This is a genomic window from Bradyrhizobium sp. SZCCT0153 (assembly GCF_018129995.1).
Taxonomy (GTDB): Bacteria; Pseudomonadota; Alphaproteobacteria; order Rhizobiales; family Xanthobacteraceae; genus Bradyrhizobium; species Bradyrhizobium japonicum_G.
Genome location: NZ_JAFCKS010000001.1, coordinates 675,979 through 692,001, shown reverse-complemented (window position 1 = coordinate 692,001; position 16,023 = coordinate 675,979). Strand labels below are relative to the sequence as shown.

Sequence of the window (16,023 nt, the reverse complement as noted above, 5' to 3'; positions counted from 1 at the left end):
CGATGAGACTGGATTGAATCGTCCTCGCGCAGGGAGAGAAGCCCGGGATCCTCGTGCTCGAATTGCCGCCGGTCGCAGCCGGCGTGATCGTGCTGTTCGCGGCGATGCCGACCAGTGCCAACGCGTACGCGGTCCAGTATCAGCGGCTGTTGAACCCGGTGTCCGGCGCGGTGGCGCTGGGCACGGTGCTGGCGGCGGTGACGTTACCGGTGGTGGTCATGGTGGTGGCACGTCTGGCCGCCAGGCGCGTTCCGCTTCGGCAGGTCGCAACCCGCCGGATCAACGCAATCCCAGGAATGACAGAATTACGCCAACCACGACGACGAGACCGACGATATAGATAATTCCGTTCATGGCTCAACTCCTCAGCGTTGTTTGTCCCTGCCGTATGCAAACACCCCGGCCGCCGAAAAGGTCCGCCGCACCGATTGCCGATTTTTCCCGAACGAAGGAACGAATGGCCTCCCTGCCGCTTCTGAATGCGGGACTGTCTGGAACAAGAGGGATCGATGGGTGTCTGGCATCAAATCGCGAGTGCGACCACGACGATTGCATTTTCGATTTGCCTGTTCATGGCGTCGCAGACGTACGTGGCGTCCCGCTTGTCCGCTGCAGAACTCTCAACCTCGAACGTCCTGAAGCTGCGAAACGCGGGGTATCGCGTGCCGCACGGTCATTGAGCCGGACCGGCATGCCGCTTGCCATATCGCTGATCGTGGACGGCCATGTGCGACCGGGTGATCGCGCGGCTCTGGAGACGCTGCGCATCCACCGTGCCACGATGCTGATAACCTTCAGGCCATGAGCCTGGCGACTGCCGAAAGGGTTATTGAACCCGCTGGCCCGCGCGCCAGGCCATCTCCCAGAAGTCTGCCTCGAGCCGGGTGGCTTCCTTGAAGATCGCAATCAGTTCTGCCTCGCGGGCCGGTGTGGCGTAGAGATCGGCGAGATGCTCCATGTGCGCCCGCGCCTTGGCAGCGACCTCCTGGTACGGCGCGCCGGCATACTCGGCGATCCAGACGCGATAGGCGTTCGTCGCAGCGTCCGCGAGGGGGAGCGAGGCGAGCCGCGTCGCGATCTCCGCGTACCCGATCACGCAGGGGGCCAGCGCCACCTTGAGTGCCAGCAGGTCGCCGCGCATTCCCGCGTCGAGCACGTAGCGTGTATAGGCCAGCATCTCGGCCGCCGGAGGGGCCTGTTCGAGGTCGGCCGGGGATAGACCCCATTCGGCACAGAGCTTCACATGCAGGTTCATCTCGACATCGAGGATGGCCGAAAGGCCCGCCGCTGCTTCACGCATGTCGGCAAGACTGGGCGACTTGTAGACCGCGAGCGCGTAGGCGCGCGCAAACTCGATGAGGAACAGATAGTCCTGAACGAGATAGTGACGAAACGCCGCTTCGGGGAGCGAGCCGTCTGCCAATCCGTTCGTGAAGGGATGCTCGGTGTAGGCCCGCCACTCGGCGGCTGCTGCTGTCTTGAGACGCTCGAAGAAACTCACGATCTTTTTCGCCCGGCTTTCTTGTTCATGAACGTCTTTGGCGAGCTACCGATAGCGCATTGCGGACTGAGGAGCTACGGCGACCACGGACACAATTGGCTCTGAGCAGCGTTGCGGATCGGGCACTCCCTGCGTCGAGAGTTTTGTGCACTGTTACCGTAACATGGCCCTTCTCGTGAGGACCCTCCTCAGGTGTACTTTCCGAGCTTTGACCGCTTGCTCCTTGTGGAGCTGTTGATCAACCTCAGCGCTTCCTCAATTTCGTTGAGACCACGCAACTGAAAGCGAGTGAAACCCGGGCGATCTGTCACCAACGTCAGAGTTGAAGGCATGAAGCTTTCTGCTTCACCGCGCACAGTCACAGATAGGGCCTGCACTCGAGGTTGGACGATCACGTACCAAAAATTGTCGGGCGTGTTGCTGAAATTGTTGCGCTCACCTCGCTTTAGGTCTCCGGGAGATACCTCGCGTACTTTGGTCAGAAGGGTGTGCGCGGCTTCACGCGCTTCACCCTTGAGATGGACATCGACCAGATAGCGGAAATCTTTGTCTCCATGGCCCTGAGCGGCAAGAGCATCTACGCTCTCGCCCAGCGCTGTACCGCCGTCCACGTCTATCACGATGGTTCGAGCAGTTGTTCCGACGTTCAACAGAAGCACTTGCTCGGCCTGCACGGCTAACTCCTCCTTCTCCTCATCGAAGCGGGGCTTGATCACCATGAGCACGCTGGTTTTGCCTTTAGGAATGCTTGGGCTGCCAAACATGGTCAGGTGATGTGGGAGGACCCTTGTTATCCAAATTCCTTGAGATGCCTCGTGACTATCTGGGAAGACGATCTGCATTTTTAATCTCCTGAATGCACTGCACAGATCATCTAACAGATCAATTCTCCGCTGACAAGTCTCGCCAATCCTTTGCGCCCAATAAGGTGGCTCTCTAGTGCCCAACCTTGGGCCTGTCTCAGATGGGAGTAACGGTGACCGGCACAAAACCGGCTTTGAGCAGTTGCGGGCAGTCCCCGCGTCGAGAGTTTGGTGCACTGTCAGCGTAATTCCTCAAACTGCTGGCAATGGCCGGCCGCCGCCTTCCCCTGACCAAGCTGCTCGGTTTGCCTCCGACCGCGGCCAGCGTGGTCGTGCTATTCGCGGCGATGCCGACCGGTGCGAACGCGTACAACTTCGCGATGCAGTACCAGCCGCTGATGAACCCAGTGTCGGGCACGGGAGCTTAGCGCGCTGCTGGCCGCGGTGAGATTGCCGGCGGCGGTGACGATCGTGGCGCGGCTAACAGCTGTTACGGTGACCGCGCACAAAATTCGCAGCGTTGCGGATAGCGCGCCTGTCCTGCTGGATCGGGAGTTTGTGCACTGTCACCGTAACGGAATCTCCTCGACGACCCGAGCCCCTTCTCCGTCGCGAGGTAAGCGAGCGGCGTCGCGCCCGCCGAAGGCGCTTAAAGGCCTGCCGAGTCGGACGCTTCGTCCAGTTGTGGGTACTTTAGCTGCCTAATCCGCGGCTCGAATGCTTTCTTAAAGCGTGAGACTTGTTCGCAGAGCCATTCAAAATATTCGGGCCATTTGGTGCGGTCAGCGAGGTCAGCGGCGCGATCCAGTACGATGACTTTGTCGATTGCATTCGGATTCGGATTCCACTTCAGCGAGCTTCCTATCTCCGTCTCGATCTCAGCTTTCTGCGCTTCAAGCTGCGGCAGCGCTTCGGAAGCGATCCGATTGCTAATATATCCGCCAGAGTTGGAGTTCGACAGCGAATAGGCTCAGGTCGTTGCTAGTATGATCGTTCAGCCATTCAATTGCTTTGCGATGCTCGTCTGTAAACCGCTCGGCTATTCACTCGTGAAAGCACCGACGTGTCCCTCATCCAGGGATTGATTAACAGTGGTGCGGTTGAACAAAAATTACTCCCCGGCATCAATAACCTTGGAGTAAACATACTCAGTCAAGGTGACGCGGTAGCAATCGGAGGAGTAGTTGGGGCGGTCGATTCGGCTATTCGCAGTCTCAAATGAGCGCGCCAATGTGATGTCCAAAGATAAGGCCTATCGCGAATGATGCCAGAAAGAACCTCGACTGAAATTGTAACGTTATGTAAGCAGGAACTTGCTCCTTCCGGCTTTATTGGTCGAAAGGGTACGACTATTTGGCGACGCACAAATCTCAAATTCGATGTTCTCAAGTTCGATGTGATTCCGCGTGCGCGCAGCGAAAAGTGGCGGGTGCCGCTGGGGTCGTTCGGTCTCGAGCCGAGCTGCCTCTTCCCGTTCCTGCCACGCGCTGGGCATGCGCTAACAGACGGATTCCAACCTGAAAAGGGTTTCGGCCAAGTCCGTCTATCGATCCGGGACGAAAGATCGCAACGAGCAGATAAAGCTCCTAGGATTTGGTGTGCGGGCGACGATGGGGTCGTGCAGGACGTCCTTGATACCATCAATAATAACGCTATTCCGTTCTTCCAGCGATTCGAAGACTCAGGAGAGTTGCTGCGAACCTTCCTGGAAGATGAAGATGCCATCGGTCTTGAGGGCGTCTGGGATTTTGGCAAGAAGGGGTCTCCAAAACGCCTTCTGTATACGGGATTTGCCGCGATCGAGTGCGGCAGGTGGGATTTGGCAGTTTCCAGTCTGCTATCCTGCAAGGAAAAGGCTATAGGAATTCCGGAACCTGTAGGCCGATCGGTTCGGGCGGAGTACGTGCCGTACATTCAAGAGGGGATAGCCTGCGCCGAAAACAAGTGCGCATGGAAACACGGTGAAGGCCCGACGGGTTGAGTCCCTCGAAACCCAACTCTTCCGGATCACCGTTCCGCAAAATCCAAATCATCGTCTGACTGATCGTCCCCAATCTGCTGAATAGTCGCCAAGCTCCACGTGCCAATGAAACCAGGCCATGCTGATCATATACTCGGTCGATCAGCTTTCAATCAGACTATCAGCCTAATCTTCCTTCGCACTGAACGCGAAAGCCCAGCGTTCGTTTGCTGCCGCCTGGTCCGCCGCGAACCACCGTTCAGAACTCTCTTTGGCAACCGGATAGGTCTCAGCGTCCGTCTTTCCATCGCCGCCGCCTGTCGGGCCAGCTTGAGGACGTAAATTGGGGGCGACAAACTTTTCAACGAGCCGTTTTGCGAAGCCTTCAAAAGGCCGCTTCCGACCTTTGTTTGGTCAAGTTTCGAGATGATGGGACAGGACTTCTTGGGAAAGCGAAACGTCAGTTCTTTTCACCGAGTCTGAAAATAAATGCGGTCGTCGTGCGCGCATGTCGACGGCAACCGAGGTTCGGTGAAATTTTCAGAATTGGGCGATTCTGCTGTCATGTAAAGCAAGCCGCTCTGGAAGGTTCATTTTGTGATCCGCGGACAAGACGTTGACCTTTGGGGCGTCGGTGGAGCTTCGAGGTTCCCTGAAATGGGGATGGAGAGGGAACTCTTCAAGTCCGGCGCGTGGGGACTCGGGGGCCGGGAAGATGCCCCCTATTCTGGAGGAGGCACATAGCACGGGCCGGCCCTGTTCGATCATCGCAGCGGCATCCGATTGGTCAACGAATCAGGTCAGCCGAGGCTTGCTAACGATACATTCGCTTGTCGTGCCGCGATCTCCAACGCGCCTGCCGGCGGTTAACGCGCGCCTAACAAGGAGAAACTAGCGCGTGAGCGGCTTTGATTTCTTCCGCAGGGCCTTCGGCATGAGGGCGGCAATGCGCGCGTACTCGGACGCCTCAGAGCGCGGCGCGCGGGGAGCCCGCGCATTGATTGATTTCGAGGGACTTTCCATCGCCTCATAGAGTTGTGCGATGTCTTGGTCGGTGAAGAGTTTTGCTCGGCCGATCGTCCGATAAAACGGCTTGTCGGCGATGAACTGGGCAAAAACCCGCTTCGAAACCCGAAAGATCGCGGCGGCCTCGGCGAGCGTGTAGAATTTAGGAGGCATCGTCCGTATACCGCTACTCATGGAGAGAAGGCCCGGCGGGCGTGCCCGCCGATGGATCGCGATCAGGCCTAGGTGGCGCCGGGAAACTTGTTGGTCATGATATCACGGACGATCGAGTCGGGGATTTTGCCGTATTCGAAGCACAGCTTATCTGCCGCCTCGGCCTTTGCTCTCAATCCTTCAATTGTGCTCGCCTGGGCGTTTACGATCTTCTTCTCGAGCCGATCGAGCTCGATGGCGATTTTCTCCGCACCGACGTCGGACAAATGGTTGCTTTTGTCGGTGTCCAATTCTGAGCAAATCTGGCTGACTTTCGCGACTAGCAAGTGGATGTTTTCGTCGGGCGCGCGACCCTTGGCCGCGCCGCCCCTTGTGATCGTGTTGGATGGCTTGGATGGCGAGGCCAGCATCGTGGCAATCTCCCTTGTAGCGTGGATTCGAGTAAACTAAAGTGAACCAAAATAGGTCACATATCTGAATCGTTGTCAAACCGAGATGGGGGGATTTTGAGTGTTTACAGGCGGACAACTGCGCATGGCGCGCGGGTTCCTAAAGTGGTCCGTGAGAGACTTGGCCGAGCGATCGGGCGTGGCCGACTCGACAATCAAGCGCATGGAGCTTGTCGATGGTGAACCTGCAGCGCGGCCGGAAAATATGGAGGCGGTGTTTCGGGTACTCCGCGCCGCCGGCATCATATTCATTCCCGAAAATGGAGGCGGTGCCGGCGTACGCTTGAGAAAGGGACCGTCTCATCGAAAGGCTAGCTCCTAGTGTGGACTGCAAACAAAATTGATGCGGCGCTTCTCGCCTTGCGTCATCAAGCGGTGAGACGCCTTTTCCCGCAATCAATGATCACGAAGGGCGGCCAGCCAGCGGCGCGAGGTGATTGGATTCCCTCGCGGGCGCAGTGGCTGGCAATCGATGATTGCTTGGACGGTTTACCCGAACGCATGCGGTCATCGAAAATCTCCAACGCTCACATCGAAGCGCGCCGCTGGATCGTCTTGGCTGTAACGCGAGCCGCACTCGAATTGGAAACGCGCCGATTTGCGGAACGGGAGCATGGAGCTTCTCTAGAAAATTCCGAGGATGCGGCGCGGCGTCTTGCCGAGGAGATCGCCGACTTCCTCGCTACTGCTCGGGAGTGGCGCGTTGCCCCAAGTTTCGGATATCGCGCCTCGCGGATGAACTACACGCGACACAACGATGTTGCGAAGGCGACCCACGCCGTTCTCGATACGATCGCAAATGCCCGTGACGCCGCACGCAAATTGGCTGAATTTGCTCGGGCCGAGAGGGATCGCCTCATTCCACCGCATGCACCGGGCGACATCTGGCGCCAGGGCTTTGTAGCAACGCTGTGCTTTGGCTGGAAACATTTGACTGGCACCGATCCAACGCCCGACGGCGGTCGTTTCTACCGCTTCGTATCGAAATGCTACGACAGCCTTAAGGGCGGCGGTGGCACCGCGTCGCGTGTCGATGCCGACAGACTTCCACCTTTCGATGATTGGACTGGCGTCATTCGCACGGTCGTAAAAGACTTGAAGGGTCGGCCGGATTGGGATGGTTTCGAGCGATATGATCGTTATCTTGATCCGCCGGGGATGGGTCGTGAGGTGGTTACCGAAACTCTCGCCAAACGCCAGGTTCGCGACACGGAAAAGAGGAATGCCGAGCTTGCCGCCCTCGCCTCGGTGCCCGGTGCCCGCGAGCTGTTCGAGCAGCTCGCCGCTGGGCATCTCGACCGTAAGCCTCGCAAGTCGCGCTCGGAATAGAATCTCGCCGGCTGGCTCTGTACCGGCTGGCCCGGCGATAGCCCCATGGAAGCCCCCCGCGATTTTGGGCGGCTTCAATGGTCATGGATGCGGCGCAAAAGAATCGTAGCCTTTCGGGCTCGGCTGCCCCGCTAAAATCACGGCAAGTGCTCCACCGTAATCGGTGAAGCGCCGGACATCTCCAAGCGCTCCACCGTAACAGCAACGCCCGGGCGGGATGCCCGGCGATAACGCATGGAGCGCGATGATGACTTCTGAAGACGATCTTATCAATGAAATCGAGGCGGCGCGGATGCGCGGCCAGAGCGTGCGAACGCTGCAAATGGAGCGGCTGCGGGGCTCGGGCTGTTGCTACGTGAAGCTTGGGCGATCGGTTCGATATCGGCGCGGCGATGTCCTCGCCTTCATCAAGGCGCGGGTTGTCAGCTCGACCACCGAGGCCGATGCGCGGAGGGCGGCCCATGGCTAAGCGTTTCCTTGAACGCTCCGGTGGCGAATCCAAACAACAGACCGGGCGGGAGGCTCGGCCTTCGGTGCTGCCGTTGCGGCCGGCGCTCCGCATGGTTGGCCGACACTACTTCGACGCCAAGAGCGGCAGCCTGATCAGTGATGGCGTGGTCGAAGTTCTCGGCAACGTCAGCGTGGGCGAAGGGTTCGTTTGTCCGCATAGCGGCGTGTTGCGCCCGGTGAAACTCGGCTGCGGACGCGGCTGCATTTGCATTCAGTGCGACGCCGAGCCGCGCCGCGATGGCAAGCCTCCGAAGGCAACCGTCGCGACGTGCCCTTGCATCAAGTGCCAGCTTCGTCGGGAGCGCCGGGCATGAAAGCCGCATACCGTGAGGATTTGATCCCGGCTTACCGCGTTAAGCGCGATGACGGTGGAATGTCGCTGATGTTCCGGTGTCCGCATTGCCGCGCCGTTCACTGTCATGGCGAACCTGATGGCGAGCGCTCGGTTGTGACCGGCCGGGGGGCTGGCTGCCACGATCCGCTCTCGCCTTGGTTTGGTCGCGGCTACCGCCTGATGATTGTCGGCGCCGTTCGCTCCTCCAAGCAACTGCCGTCAAACGGCGCGGCCGACATCGTGGCCTTGAATGAGGCGATGGCCGACCGATGACAGCACGTAAACCCATCGCTTTCGCGCGCATCGCGTCGGGGGGCACGCGCGCAAGCGGAGTCTATCGTTTCGCGTTGGCTGCCGAGCGGCAGGCGCGAAGGCGCCGAATGGATCGCGCTTAACCCGACACGGGGCGACGCCAAGCCGGGGAGCTTCAAGATCAATCTCCGCACCGGCTCGTGGGCCGACTTCGCTACCGGGGACCGTGGCGGCGATCTCGTGAGTCTCGCCGCATATATTTTTCGCTTGAAGCAAGCCGAGGCCGCGTTGCGCGTGGCCGGCATGCTTGGACTGAATCCGTATGAATGATCCGTTTGCGCCGCTTAGCGGCAAGCCGGCCGCCGCGCCGGCGGTCGAGCCCGAGGCTGGGCGCTCCATTGTTGTTCCAATTCCTGCCAACGCGCCCTCACCGCCTGGGCATCGGCTCGGTAAACCGACCACCACTTGGCGATACACCGACGCCACCGGCGCGTTGCTCGGCTATGTGCACCGCTTTGATCGCGATGACGACAAGCAATTCAGGCCTCAAACCCTGTGGCGAGATAATGCAGCCAGCGCATTTGAATGGCGGTGGGAATCGTGGCCGGCGCCGCGTCCGCTGTACGGCCTCGATCTCCTCGCTGCAAAGCCGAGTGCACCCGTTGTCGTCGTCGAGGGCGAGAAGGCCTGTGACGCCGCTCGCCGTTTGCTGCCGGCGGGCTTGGTAGCAATCACGAGCCCAAACGGCTCGAAGAGCGCGAAGAAAGCTGATTGGTCGCCGCTCACCGGACGGCGCGTGATTATCTGGCCTGATGCGGACGATGCCGGACTGGCATACGCGCAAGCCGTCGCATCGATCGTCGCGCCAATCGCGGCATCCGTGCGCATCGTGTCGCCGCCGGAGTCCTGCGCAGAGGGGTGGGACGCGGCGGACGCCGAGGCCGACGGCTGGGGACCGGATCGCATCGCGGCAGTGATCGACAGCGCGCGCGCTGTCCAAGCTGACAAGCCGGACCAAAGCACCGAACCGGGGGAACGCAAGCGCCGCGAAAATCGCAGCGACGCATTGATGGCCGCGCTTGACGGGCTCGATCTCTGGCACGATGCCGATCTTGTCGCTTACGCCACGATCGAGATTGCCGGCCACGCCGAAAATTGGGCGCTCAAATCGCAGGCTTTCAAGCGATGGCTGGCAAACCTCTCTCGCCTGAAAACCGGACAGGTTCTCAGTAGCTCGACGCTCGACGATGTGATCCGAACACTGGAGGCGATTGCGATCAATGAAAGGCCTCGGCGCGTCGCTTGCCTGCGGACGGGCCGATATGGCGAACATATCTATCTCGATCTCTGCGATGACGCATGGCGCGCCGTCGAGATCACAGCGCACGGATGGCAAGTGATCGAGCGCCCGCCGGTGAAATTCATCCGGACACCGGCAATGCGCGCGTTGCCCGAGCCTGAGGCTGGTGAAGGGATCGAGGTTTTTCGTGATCTCGTCAACGTCAAGGATGACGACAGCTTCAAACTTGTGGTGGCGTTCATGGTCGCCTCGCTGCGCGATCGCGGACCGTATCCGGTTCTCGTGGTGAACGGCGAGCAGGGCACCGGCAAGTCGGTATTCTCGCGCATGGTGCGCGGGCTGATCGACCCGAGCGCCGCACCCATCCGCGCTGCACCAAAAGATGACCGCGACCTTATCGTGTCGGCGATGAATTCGAAAGTTCTCGCTTTCGACAACCTGTCCTCGGTGCCGAATTGGTTGAGTGACGCGCTCTGCCGGATCGCGACGGGCGGCGGCTTCGCAACGCGTATGCTGCACACCGACCGCGACGAGGTGATCTGTGAGGTGCAGTCGCCTGTTATTCTCAATGGAATTCCGTCATTGACTGATCGTGCCGACTTGGCCGATCGCGCGCTCAATGTGCACCTTCGCGTCATTCCCGAGTCGGGACGTCGTCCGGAAGATGCGTTGTGGCAGGATTACCACGAGCGTCAACCGCTGATCCTCGGCGCGCTTCTGGATGCCGTCAGCGCCGGGTTGCGCAACGTTGCGAGCGTCAAGCTGGATCGGCTTCCTCGCATGGCCGATTTCATGAAGTGGATTACAGCGTCGGAGCGCGGTCTCGGCTGGGAATCGGGGGACTTTGTTGCTGCGTACAACCGAAACCGGGCTGATGTTGCGGACGGCGCTTTCGAGGCCGACGCGGTGGCGGTCGCGATCCGGGATTTCATGTGCGCGAGCACTGAGCGGGTTTGGACTGGCACGGCGACTGAATTGCTTAGTCGATTGACCGGGCATTCCAGCGAGACGGTTCGGAGGTCGCGCGCTTGGCCGGCGACGGCATCAGGGCTCGGTAATCGCCTCGATCGCGCCGCGCCCCTTCTGCGAGCCAAAGGCTTCACTATTGACCGGAGGAAGTCGGACGCGCGATTGATCTCGATCATCGCACCTGACGACATGCCAGTCGCGCCAATGCGCCGGGCCGCGCTGCCGCCGCACGCGGCCGACGACGACATCGCGCCGGTCTAACCGCGGCGTCAATCTAAAGGAAGCTTCAATGTCTCAAACATCATTCGATAGCGAGTTGGATTCCGGCCTTTGGCTGTCCGTCGCCGAATTGGCGCGGCTCAAGAATCTGTCCCGCCAAAGCGTTCATGAACGTGTCCGGCGGCTCGTCGAGGCGGGCAACATCGTTACTCGTGGCGAGGGCCGGTCGCTTCGCGTGAACCTCGCGCAATATGACCTTGCGGTTGGCTCGACCGGCGATGCCGCCCGTGAGGCGGGTACGGCGACGAAAGCGATGACCGATGTCGATGCGCCAACATCTTCCGCCTTCCGCGACGCGCAGACGCGAGAGAAACAGTACACTGCCGATTTGAAGTATCTCGAACTTCAACAACGCCTCGGCGAATTGGTGCCTGTCGCCGAGGCGAAGGCGGGGGCGCGCCTCATGGCCGAGGCTGTACTCAAAGTCGTTACGCACCTTCCCTCGCATGCCGACTCTCTCGCGGCAGCCTTCACGAAGGCGGGCATTCCGCAAGTGCGATCCGAATTGAACGCCATCGTTCACAACATGCGCGTGGAGATCGCGGACGCCTTTGGCGTAATTGCAGAGAGCGCCGAGCCGTGGATCGTCGATCCGATTCACGGGATTCAACCAGCCAACCTAAGAAAGGAAAACGTAGAGAGTGATCAAACAGACGACTGCCGAAATTCAGACGCCCATCAGCGACCAAATGACTGATCGCGGCGAGGACGGTCTCGCACTTCGTGTCATAGCAACCGCTGTGCGCGTGAAGCTATACGAGCAAGACATGCTCGACGAACGGAATGGCGCCGGGGCGAGCGCCGCAACTAAGTCTTGAAGGGAAATCATCATGGGTACAATTCTTGAAGCCCTTGCCGTCATCAAAGGCAAGGATGCGACCGGCGGTGCGTTCGATGCCGTCGCCGCGAAAATCAACCGCATCGCGCGTGCGGCGAACGCGCTCAACCGCGATGTGCAGAAGCAATTGAACATGGCTGCGCTTGTCGATCGACAGGCGGGGCGCCTTGAACGCGCCTCGAACACGATCGCGACCGGCGCGAAGATGGCCGCTGGCGCGGCGGCAGCCTATGGCGCCTCTCGGGCCGTTAGCGCTCTCGCGCGTGAGACTGTCAGGGTTTCTTCCGATCGCGCGCATGAGGAAACGCGCATGTCGGCCGCCGGCATGACGGCCGAGGAGATCAAGGAAGCGAACGATCTCGCCGGCGCCATGTCGATGAAGTACAAATCGATTTCGCAAACGGACGCCATGCACACTGCCCGCAACATCCGCTCCGTCGTCGGCAATTTCGAGGAGGCGACTAAAATTCTCGACCCTCTCATGCGCTTGCGTGTCGTCGCGCTCGGAGCGCATCCGGAGAAGGCCGAGGAGCTGGGCGAGGACTTCGACAAGCTCGTCAAAGGCATGGAGATCAAGGGCGTCACTCAGAACGTCGAGAAGTTCAACCACTACATCGACGGCATGGCGAAGGCCGTCAATGTGTTCGGCGACACACTGCGGCCGACCGACTATTATGAGATGTTTAAATATGGTCGCGCGGCAACGAACGCCTTGGGTGACGACTTCATGCTCAAGACGGCACTGACGCTGGCGCAAGAGTTGGGCGGATCGTCGGCCGGTAAGGCGCTGTCGAGCTTCTACACCCAATTCGTCGGCGGCAAGATGTCCAATAAGGCGCTTGAGCAGGCGTTCAAATATGGCCTGATCACCGACGAGTCCAAGGTGATCAAGACATCGACCGGCAACGTCAAGGGCGTGTTGCCGGGCGCGTTCGCCGGTCAGGAATACTTGCAGCCCGGCAAGACCGATCCCTACGGATGGGTGAACGACGTGCTGTTGCCGACACTTGCGGCGAAGGGCGTCACCGATCCAACGCAAATCCAAGAGGTGATTGCAGCGCTCGCATCGCAACAGACGACGGCGCAGATGATGAGCATCTTTGCCACGCAACAGGCCCGCATCAAAAAAGATGCCGAGTTGATTGCGCATGCCAAGGGCGGTGCGGCGGCCGAGGACTTCCAAAAGAACGATCCGAAGGTGATCGCCAAGTCGATCGGTGCCCAACTCGACAACACGCTCGCGAACACGACGGCGCCGATGATGCCGGCGGTTAATCAGGGCATGAATTGGCTTGCGAGCGGGCTCGCCTATACCGCTGAGCACGGCAAGACAAGACCGGGAGATATCGTTGCCGGCGGCGGCTGGCTTGCGGCGATGACGGGTGCACTCGGCGCGGATGGCATCGGCAAAACGGCAGAGTTCATTACTGGCAAGGGCGGTAGTTTCGGCTTGAGCAAGGCTGTCGCGGCGATGGCGCCGATGCTCGCGCTCACGCAAATCGCCGACGCCGCGCTCGATGACGACGACATCAACCGACTGCGGCGGTATGAGGCCGGGCCGCGCTATCGCTTCGATCAATTGAAAGCGATCGAGGACTCGGAAACGGCGGCCGACATCTACGGCCACGACGATCCGGCCTATGACGCGCAACTCAAGGCGCTCAATGATGCCAAGCGCGCCAGGATCGAGGCGAGCCTGACCGATCTCGGCTATGCCGGGCCGGGCACGCCGGGGCGCGGGCAGATGGCGTCGTCTTGGACGATCGACGACATCCGCAAGGCGACTGGCATCGGCGGGAGCGGCGAGTCCGTCGAGGCTAAGGTTGTTGGCGAGGCGACGCTCAAAACGGAGGTGACGGTCTCGCCGTCGCCCGACTTCCTCACGCGGGTGCAACAGACCGTGCAGAACGGCATCAACGCTTTCCGATCGAGCGGCGGCCCGGCAACGGGCTCCTCCGGATCAACGGGCCGGTCGATGCCGGAAGCGGGGCCGCCTCAGTAGCGCTAGAGCGCCGCTAGGCTTCGCAGCGGCGGGCGCCCATGCGTCAAAATCACAAAGCTTGGGCGCATCCAGCCCGACACGTTGAAACAGCGGTCCATTTGGGCCGCTGTTTTGTTTCGTACGACACAAATTCTCCCGGTCGCGCGGCGCGGCGTTCGGCGTGTGGCTTACTGCTTCCGCCTTGGCGCGCTAGCCTTGGGCGTCGGGCCGCTTGGGCAACGCATCATTGGCGCCCTCGATGACGTCCGCTGGCGCGCGCTTCCTTCGCGGTGCGCCGCGCCGTCGCCGGTGCGCACGTGGTCACCCCGAGGCGATGTCGAGAGAAGCTTCGCCCGCTCGCTGGCTGCACCTGCCCCCGCCGCCCCCCTCGCCGCTCGCGCTCGGCACGCTGCCCGTGCATGTCGGCGATCATGGAGACGCATCGTCACGCCCTCGATCGTGTCCTCGCATGGCGCGCGCTTCCCTTCGTGGCGCGCCCTCCGGCCTGCGGCAGCCCTATTGGGCGCGGGTCCTTCCCGGGGGGCTAGCCCCTACGGCACAAGCGCGCCCCGAAAACCCGCCAGCCGCAAAGTTGGGATTCTCACCTGACAACCCTGACGTATCGCACCCCGCGCGCGCCACAGCGTCAGGATCGCGCCAAGCCCCCTGACGATCCCGAATTTTCCGGACGGCTCGGGCGGCACCGGACGGAAAACCACACGCATGAGCAACCCGCATGGCTATAGCGTTTCGGACGACTTGGACGGCTTGGACGGCCGCATTTCCTATTTGAGAGAAAATAGCTTCATGTAGAGGTGCGAACAGGCGGACACATGCCGCGATTGCATGGCTTGCGCGTTTCGCCAACCCCGGTCAGCGGTGCGGCAAAGGTGTGAGCGAGGGGGTGGGGAATTGATCTCCAGAGGCCGCGAAACTCTTCTCGCTGCTTGCTATTTGCTTGCGCGAAATTGTGATCGAGCGGCCAGTCAAGGCGACTCAATCGGCAAGGTGTTGATCTTAAATTAGAAAATCTGGTACAGTTGGGTGGGAACCCTAAACCGCCAATTTCCCTACTGAAAAGACTGAGGAATTTGCGCTCGCCTCCTGCTGTTTTGTAGCACGCCTTTGTATTTTCCAATATCTCGGTGTTGGCCGCAGGGCGTCCTCAGGGAGCGGGTGCAGTCCGCGCTGCTCGCTCAATGTCAGTATTCGCCGGGCTTCCAGTCAGTCACTACTGCGGCCACATGGGTGAAGCCCAGTGCTGCAGACAGGTGGAAGCGGTGAAAACCGTCGCGGAGCTCGTATCGCGCTTCCCCTGCCCGCCGAAAGAGAACCACCGGTGGGAGCGGTGAGTTGTCACGTATGGCCGACAGGATGCTGGCGCTCCGCAGGACACCCGGCCTGTCGGGGTCGGGCTTGTCAAAGTTCAGGACACCCGCATGACGCGTCGGAGGATCAATCAGCGAAATCTCGACAAGGCCTTCTGCACCTTCAGAGGCTGGCGCCGATCCCACGCAAACGAAATCACCCATCCCGGCCTTTCTCACCAAGGCACGCGCTTCGTTCAACACGCCTTCGTCTATCGGCAAAGGAACAGCACTATGTTTTCCATACGTCAGCACCGCCAAAGTACTTCTTCTTCCAAATGTTCAGGTGCTCGAGGTAGACGGCCTTCGTTGTGAGTATGCGCTCGTCAACGGCCTTGAATGACGCGGCGAATACGATGCCTGCATTGCAGACCATCTTTGCGGCTTCGCCCATCCACGCTTCGAAGTTCAGCTCTCGATAGAAAGGTCCTATTTCCCCCAACATATCGTTAGTTGTCATTTTGAACCCACTTGGCGTGGCATGGGTCGCGTGATGGGAAATCAGGTCATAGAGTTCCTTGCGCTTTCCCTCTTTGAAACTGTCACGAGCGTCCAGCGCGCTCCTAATCGCATTTGGCCCATACTTCCCCCTCAGTTCCCGTTGGGTTGCACTGCTCCAACTACTGATTTGCTCGGGGTGAGTGCCTAAGTAGTCGATCAGAAAGAAGGTTTCGAGGAAGTCACGCAGCGATGAAAATGCACCCTGATAGTATCCCGAGTAGGCCAGCTTGATCGAACCGGCTGCCGTATTGAAAAGGCGAATGCCAAGGAACTGCATAGTAAGTTCGTCTTCGCTCTTGTGCTGGTACTCATGCAACAGCGCCCAAATCATATTCATCGCCTCTCGGATGATATGAATGTGGTCGCCCAAGTCTTCCTTCGAAACCACGAGCTTTTGATGCTCTCCGCGGAGCCTCTCTTCCTCCCGATGGAGCGTCTCCAGGTTATCGACGATTTCCACGATTGCCTCCG

The 16,023-nt window shown here is 60.1% G+C and carries 17 protein-coding genes; 9 read left to right on the top strand and 8 right to left on the bottom strand.

Features of this window, described 5'->3' with window-relative positions:
• Nucleotides 1-53 precede the first annotated feature (53 nt).
• Entirely contained in the window at nt 54-344 is a 291-nt protein-coding gene (locus tag JQ572_RS34965; protein ID WP_249128806.1) for a hypothetical protein, read from the top strand.
• Between the two features lie 482 nt (nt 345-826).
• Here the strand turns inward: JQ572_RS34965 and tenA are convergent, their stop codons facing one another.
• The 3 genes from tenA to JQ572_RS35495 all read right to left on the bottom strand — a co-directional run bounded on the left by tenA (nt 827) and on the right by JQ572_RS35495 (nt 3,226).
• Nucleotides 827-1,501: a thiaminase II gene (tenA, locus tag JQ572_RS03470; RefSeq protein WP_211381564.1), complete on the bottom strand. Its 675-nt coding sequence runs from the start codon at nt 1,499-1,501 to the stop codon at nt 827-829.
• 188 nt (nt 1,502-1,689) lie between these two features.
• Nucleotides 1,690-2,343, bottom strand: coding sequence for a hypothetical protein (locus tag JQ572_RS03465; RefSeq protein WP_211381563.1), 654 nt, complete (start codon nt 2,341-2,343; stop codon nt 1,690-1,692).
• A 610-nt stretch (nt 2,344-2,953) separates the two neighbouring features.
• Complete coding sequence (locus JQ572_RS35495; RefSeq protein ID WP_433996198.1) at nt 2,954-3,226, bottom strand: DUF4268 domain-containing protein; 273 nt, start codon at nt 3,224-3,226, stop codon at nt 2,954-2,956.
• 339 nt (nt 3,227-3,565) lie between these two features.
• Here JQ572_RS35495 and JQ572_RS03455 point away from each other — a divergent pair, with 339 nt between their 5' ends.
• Complete coding sequence (locus JQ572_RS03455; protein WP_211381562.1) at nt 3,566-4,285, top strand: hypothetical protein; 720 nt, start codon at nt 3,566-3,568, stop codon at nt 4,283-4,285.
• Between the two features lie 870 nt (nt 4,286-5,155).
• On the opposite strand, the gene JQ572_RS03450 is transcribed toward JQ572_RS03455, so the two are convergent.
• Nucleotides 5,156-5,443, bottom strand: a complete 288-nt coding sequence (locus JQ572_RS03450; RefSeq protein WP_211381561.1) for a hypothetical protein — start codon at nt 5,441-5,443, stop codon at nt 5,156-5,158.
• Nucleotides 5,444-5,511: 68 nt separating this feature from the next.
• On the bottom strand, nt 5,512-5,853 hold the full coding sequence (locus JQ572_RS03445) for a hypothetical protein (RefSeq protein ID WP_211381560.1): 342 nt from the start codon (nt 5,851-5,853) through the stop codon (nt 5,512-5,514).
• A gap of 360 nt (nt 5,854-6,213) precedes the next feature.
• Between JQ572_RS03445 and JQ572_RS03435 the strand changes: the two genes are divergently transcribed.
• The 6 genes from JQ572_RS03435 (at nt 6,214) to JQ572_RS03410 (ending at nt 11,562) form a co-directional block, all read left to right on the top strand.
• The gene (locus tag JQ572_RS03435) at nt 6,214-7,221 is read left to right on the top strand and encodes a hypothetical protein (RefSeq protein ID WP_211381558.1); all 1,008 of its coding nucleotides are present in this window, start codon (nt 6,214-6,216) and stop codon (nt 7,219-7,221) included.
• A gap of 247 nt (nt 7,222-7,468) precedes the next feature.
• Nucleotides 7,469-7,690 carry a helix-turn-helix transcriptional regulator gene (locus tag JQ572_RS03430; RefSeq protein ID WP_249128804.1) on the top strand — a complete coding sequence of 74 codons (222 nt, stop codon included), beginning with the start codon at nt 7,469-7,471 and terminating at the stop codon, nt 7,688-7,690.
• Nucleotides 7,683-8,045: a hypothetical protein gene (locus JQ572_RS03425; RefSeq protein ID WP_211381557.1), complete on the top strand. Its 363-nt coding sequence runs from the start codon at nt 7,683-7,685 to the stop codon at nt 8,043-8,045. Before JQ572_RS03430 ends, JQ572_RS03425 begins: the two co-directional genes overlap by 8 nt.
• Nucleotides 8,042-8,338: a hypothetical protein gene (locus tag JQ572_RS03420; protein WP_211381556.1), complete on the top strand. Its 297-nt coding sequence runs from the start codon at nt 8,042-8,044 to the stop codon at nt 8,336-8,338. The genes JQ572_RS03425 and JQ572_RS03420 overlap by 4 nt, the downstream gene beginning before the upstream one ends.
• A 301-nt stretch (nt 8,339-8,639) precedes the next feature.
• Entirely contained in the window at nt 8,640-10,847 is a 2,208-nt protein-coding gene (locus tag JQ572_RS03415; protein WP_211381555.1) for an ATP-binding protein, read from the top strand.
• Between the two features lie 28 nt (nt 10,848-10,875).
• On the top strand, nt 10,876-11,562 hold the full coding sequence (locus JQ572_RS03410; protein ID WP_211381554.1) for a hypothetical protein: 687 nt from the start codon (nt 10,876-10,878) through the stop codon (nt 11,560-11,562).
• 55 nt (nt 11,563-11,617) lie between these two features.
• Here the strand turns inward: JQ572_RS03410 and JQ572_RS03405 are convergent, their stop codons facing one another.
• The gene (locus JQ572_RS03405) at nt 11,618-12,001 is read right to left on the bottom strand and encodes a hypothetical protein (RefSeq protein ID WP_211381553.1); all 384 of its coding nucleotides are present in this window, start codon (nt 11,999-12,001) and stop codon (nt 11,618-11,620) included.
• A gap of 12 nt (nt 12,002-12,013) precedes the next feature.
• On the opposite strand from JQ572_RS03405, the gene JQ572_RS03400 reads away from it, so the two are divergent.
• Nucleotides 12,014-13,705, top strand: coding sequence for a phage tail tape measure protein (locus JQ572_RS03400; protein ID WP_211381552.1), 1,692 nt, complete (start codon nt 12,014-12,016; stop codon nt 13,703-13,705).
• A 1,181-nt stretch (nt 13,706-14,886) separates the two neighbouring features.
• Here JQ572_RS03400 and JQ572_RS03395 read toward each other — a convergent pair.
• Nucleotides 14,887-15,255 carry a ParB/Srx family N-terminal domain-containing protein gene (locus JQ572_RS03395; protein ID WP_349643088.1) on the bottom strand — a complete coding sequence of 123 codons (369 nt, stop codon included), beginning with the start codon at nt 15,253-15,255 and terminating at the stop codon, nt 14,887-14,889.
• Between the two features lie 28 nt (nt 15,256-15,283).
• Nucleotides 15,284-16,012, bottom strand: a complete 729-nt coding sequence (locus tag JQ572_RS03390; protein WP_211381551.1) for a hypothetical protein — start codon at nt 16,010-16,012, stop codon at nt 15,284-15,286.
• Nucleotides 16,013-16,023 lie beyond the last annotated feature (11 nt).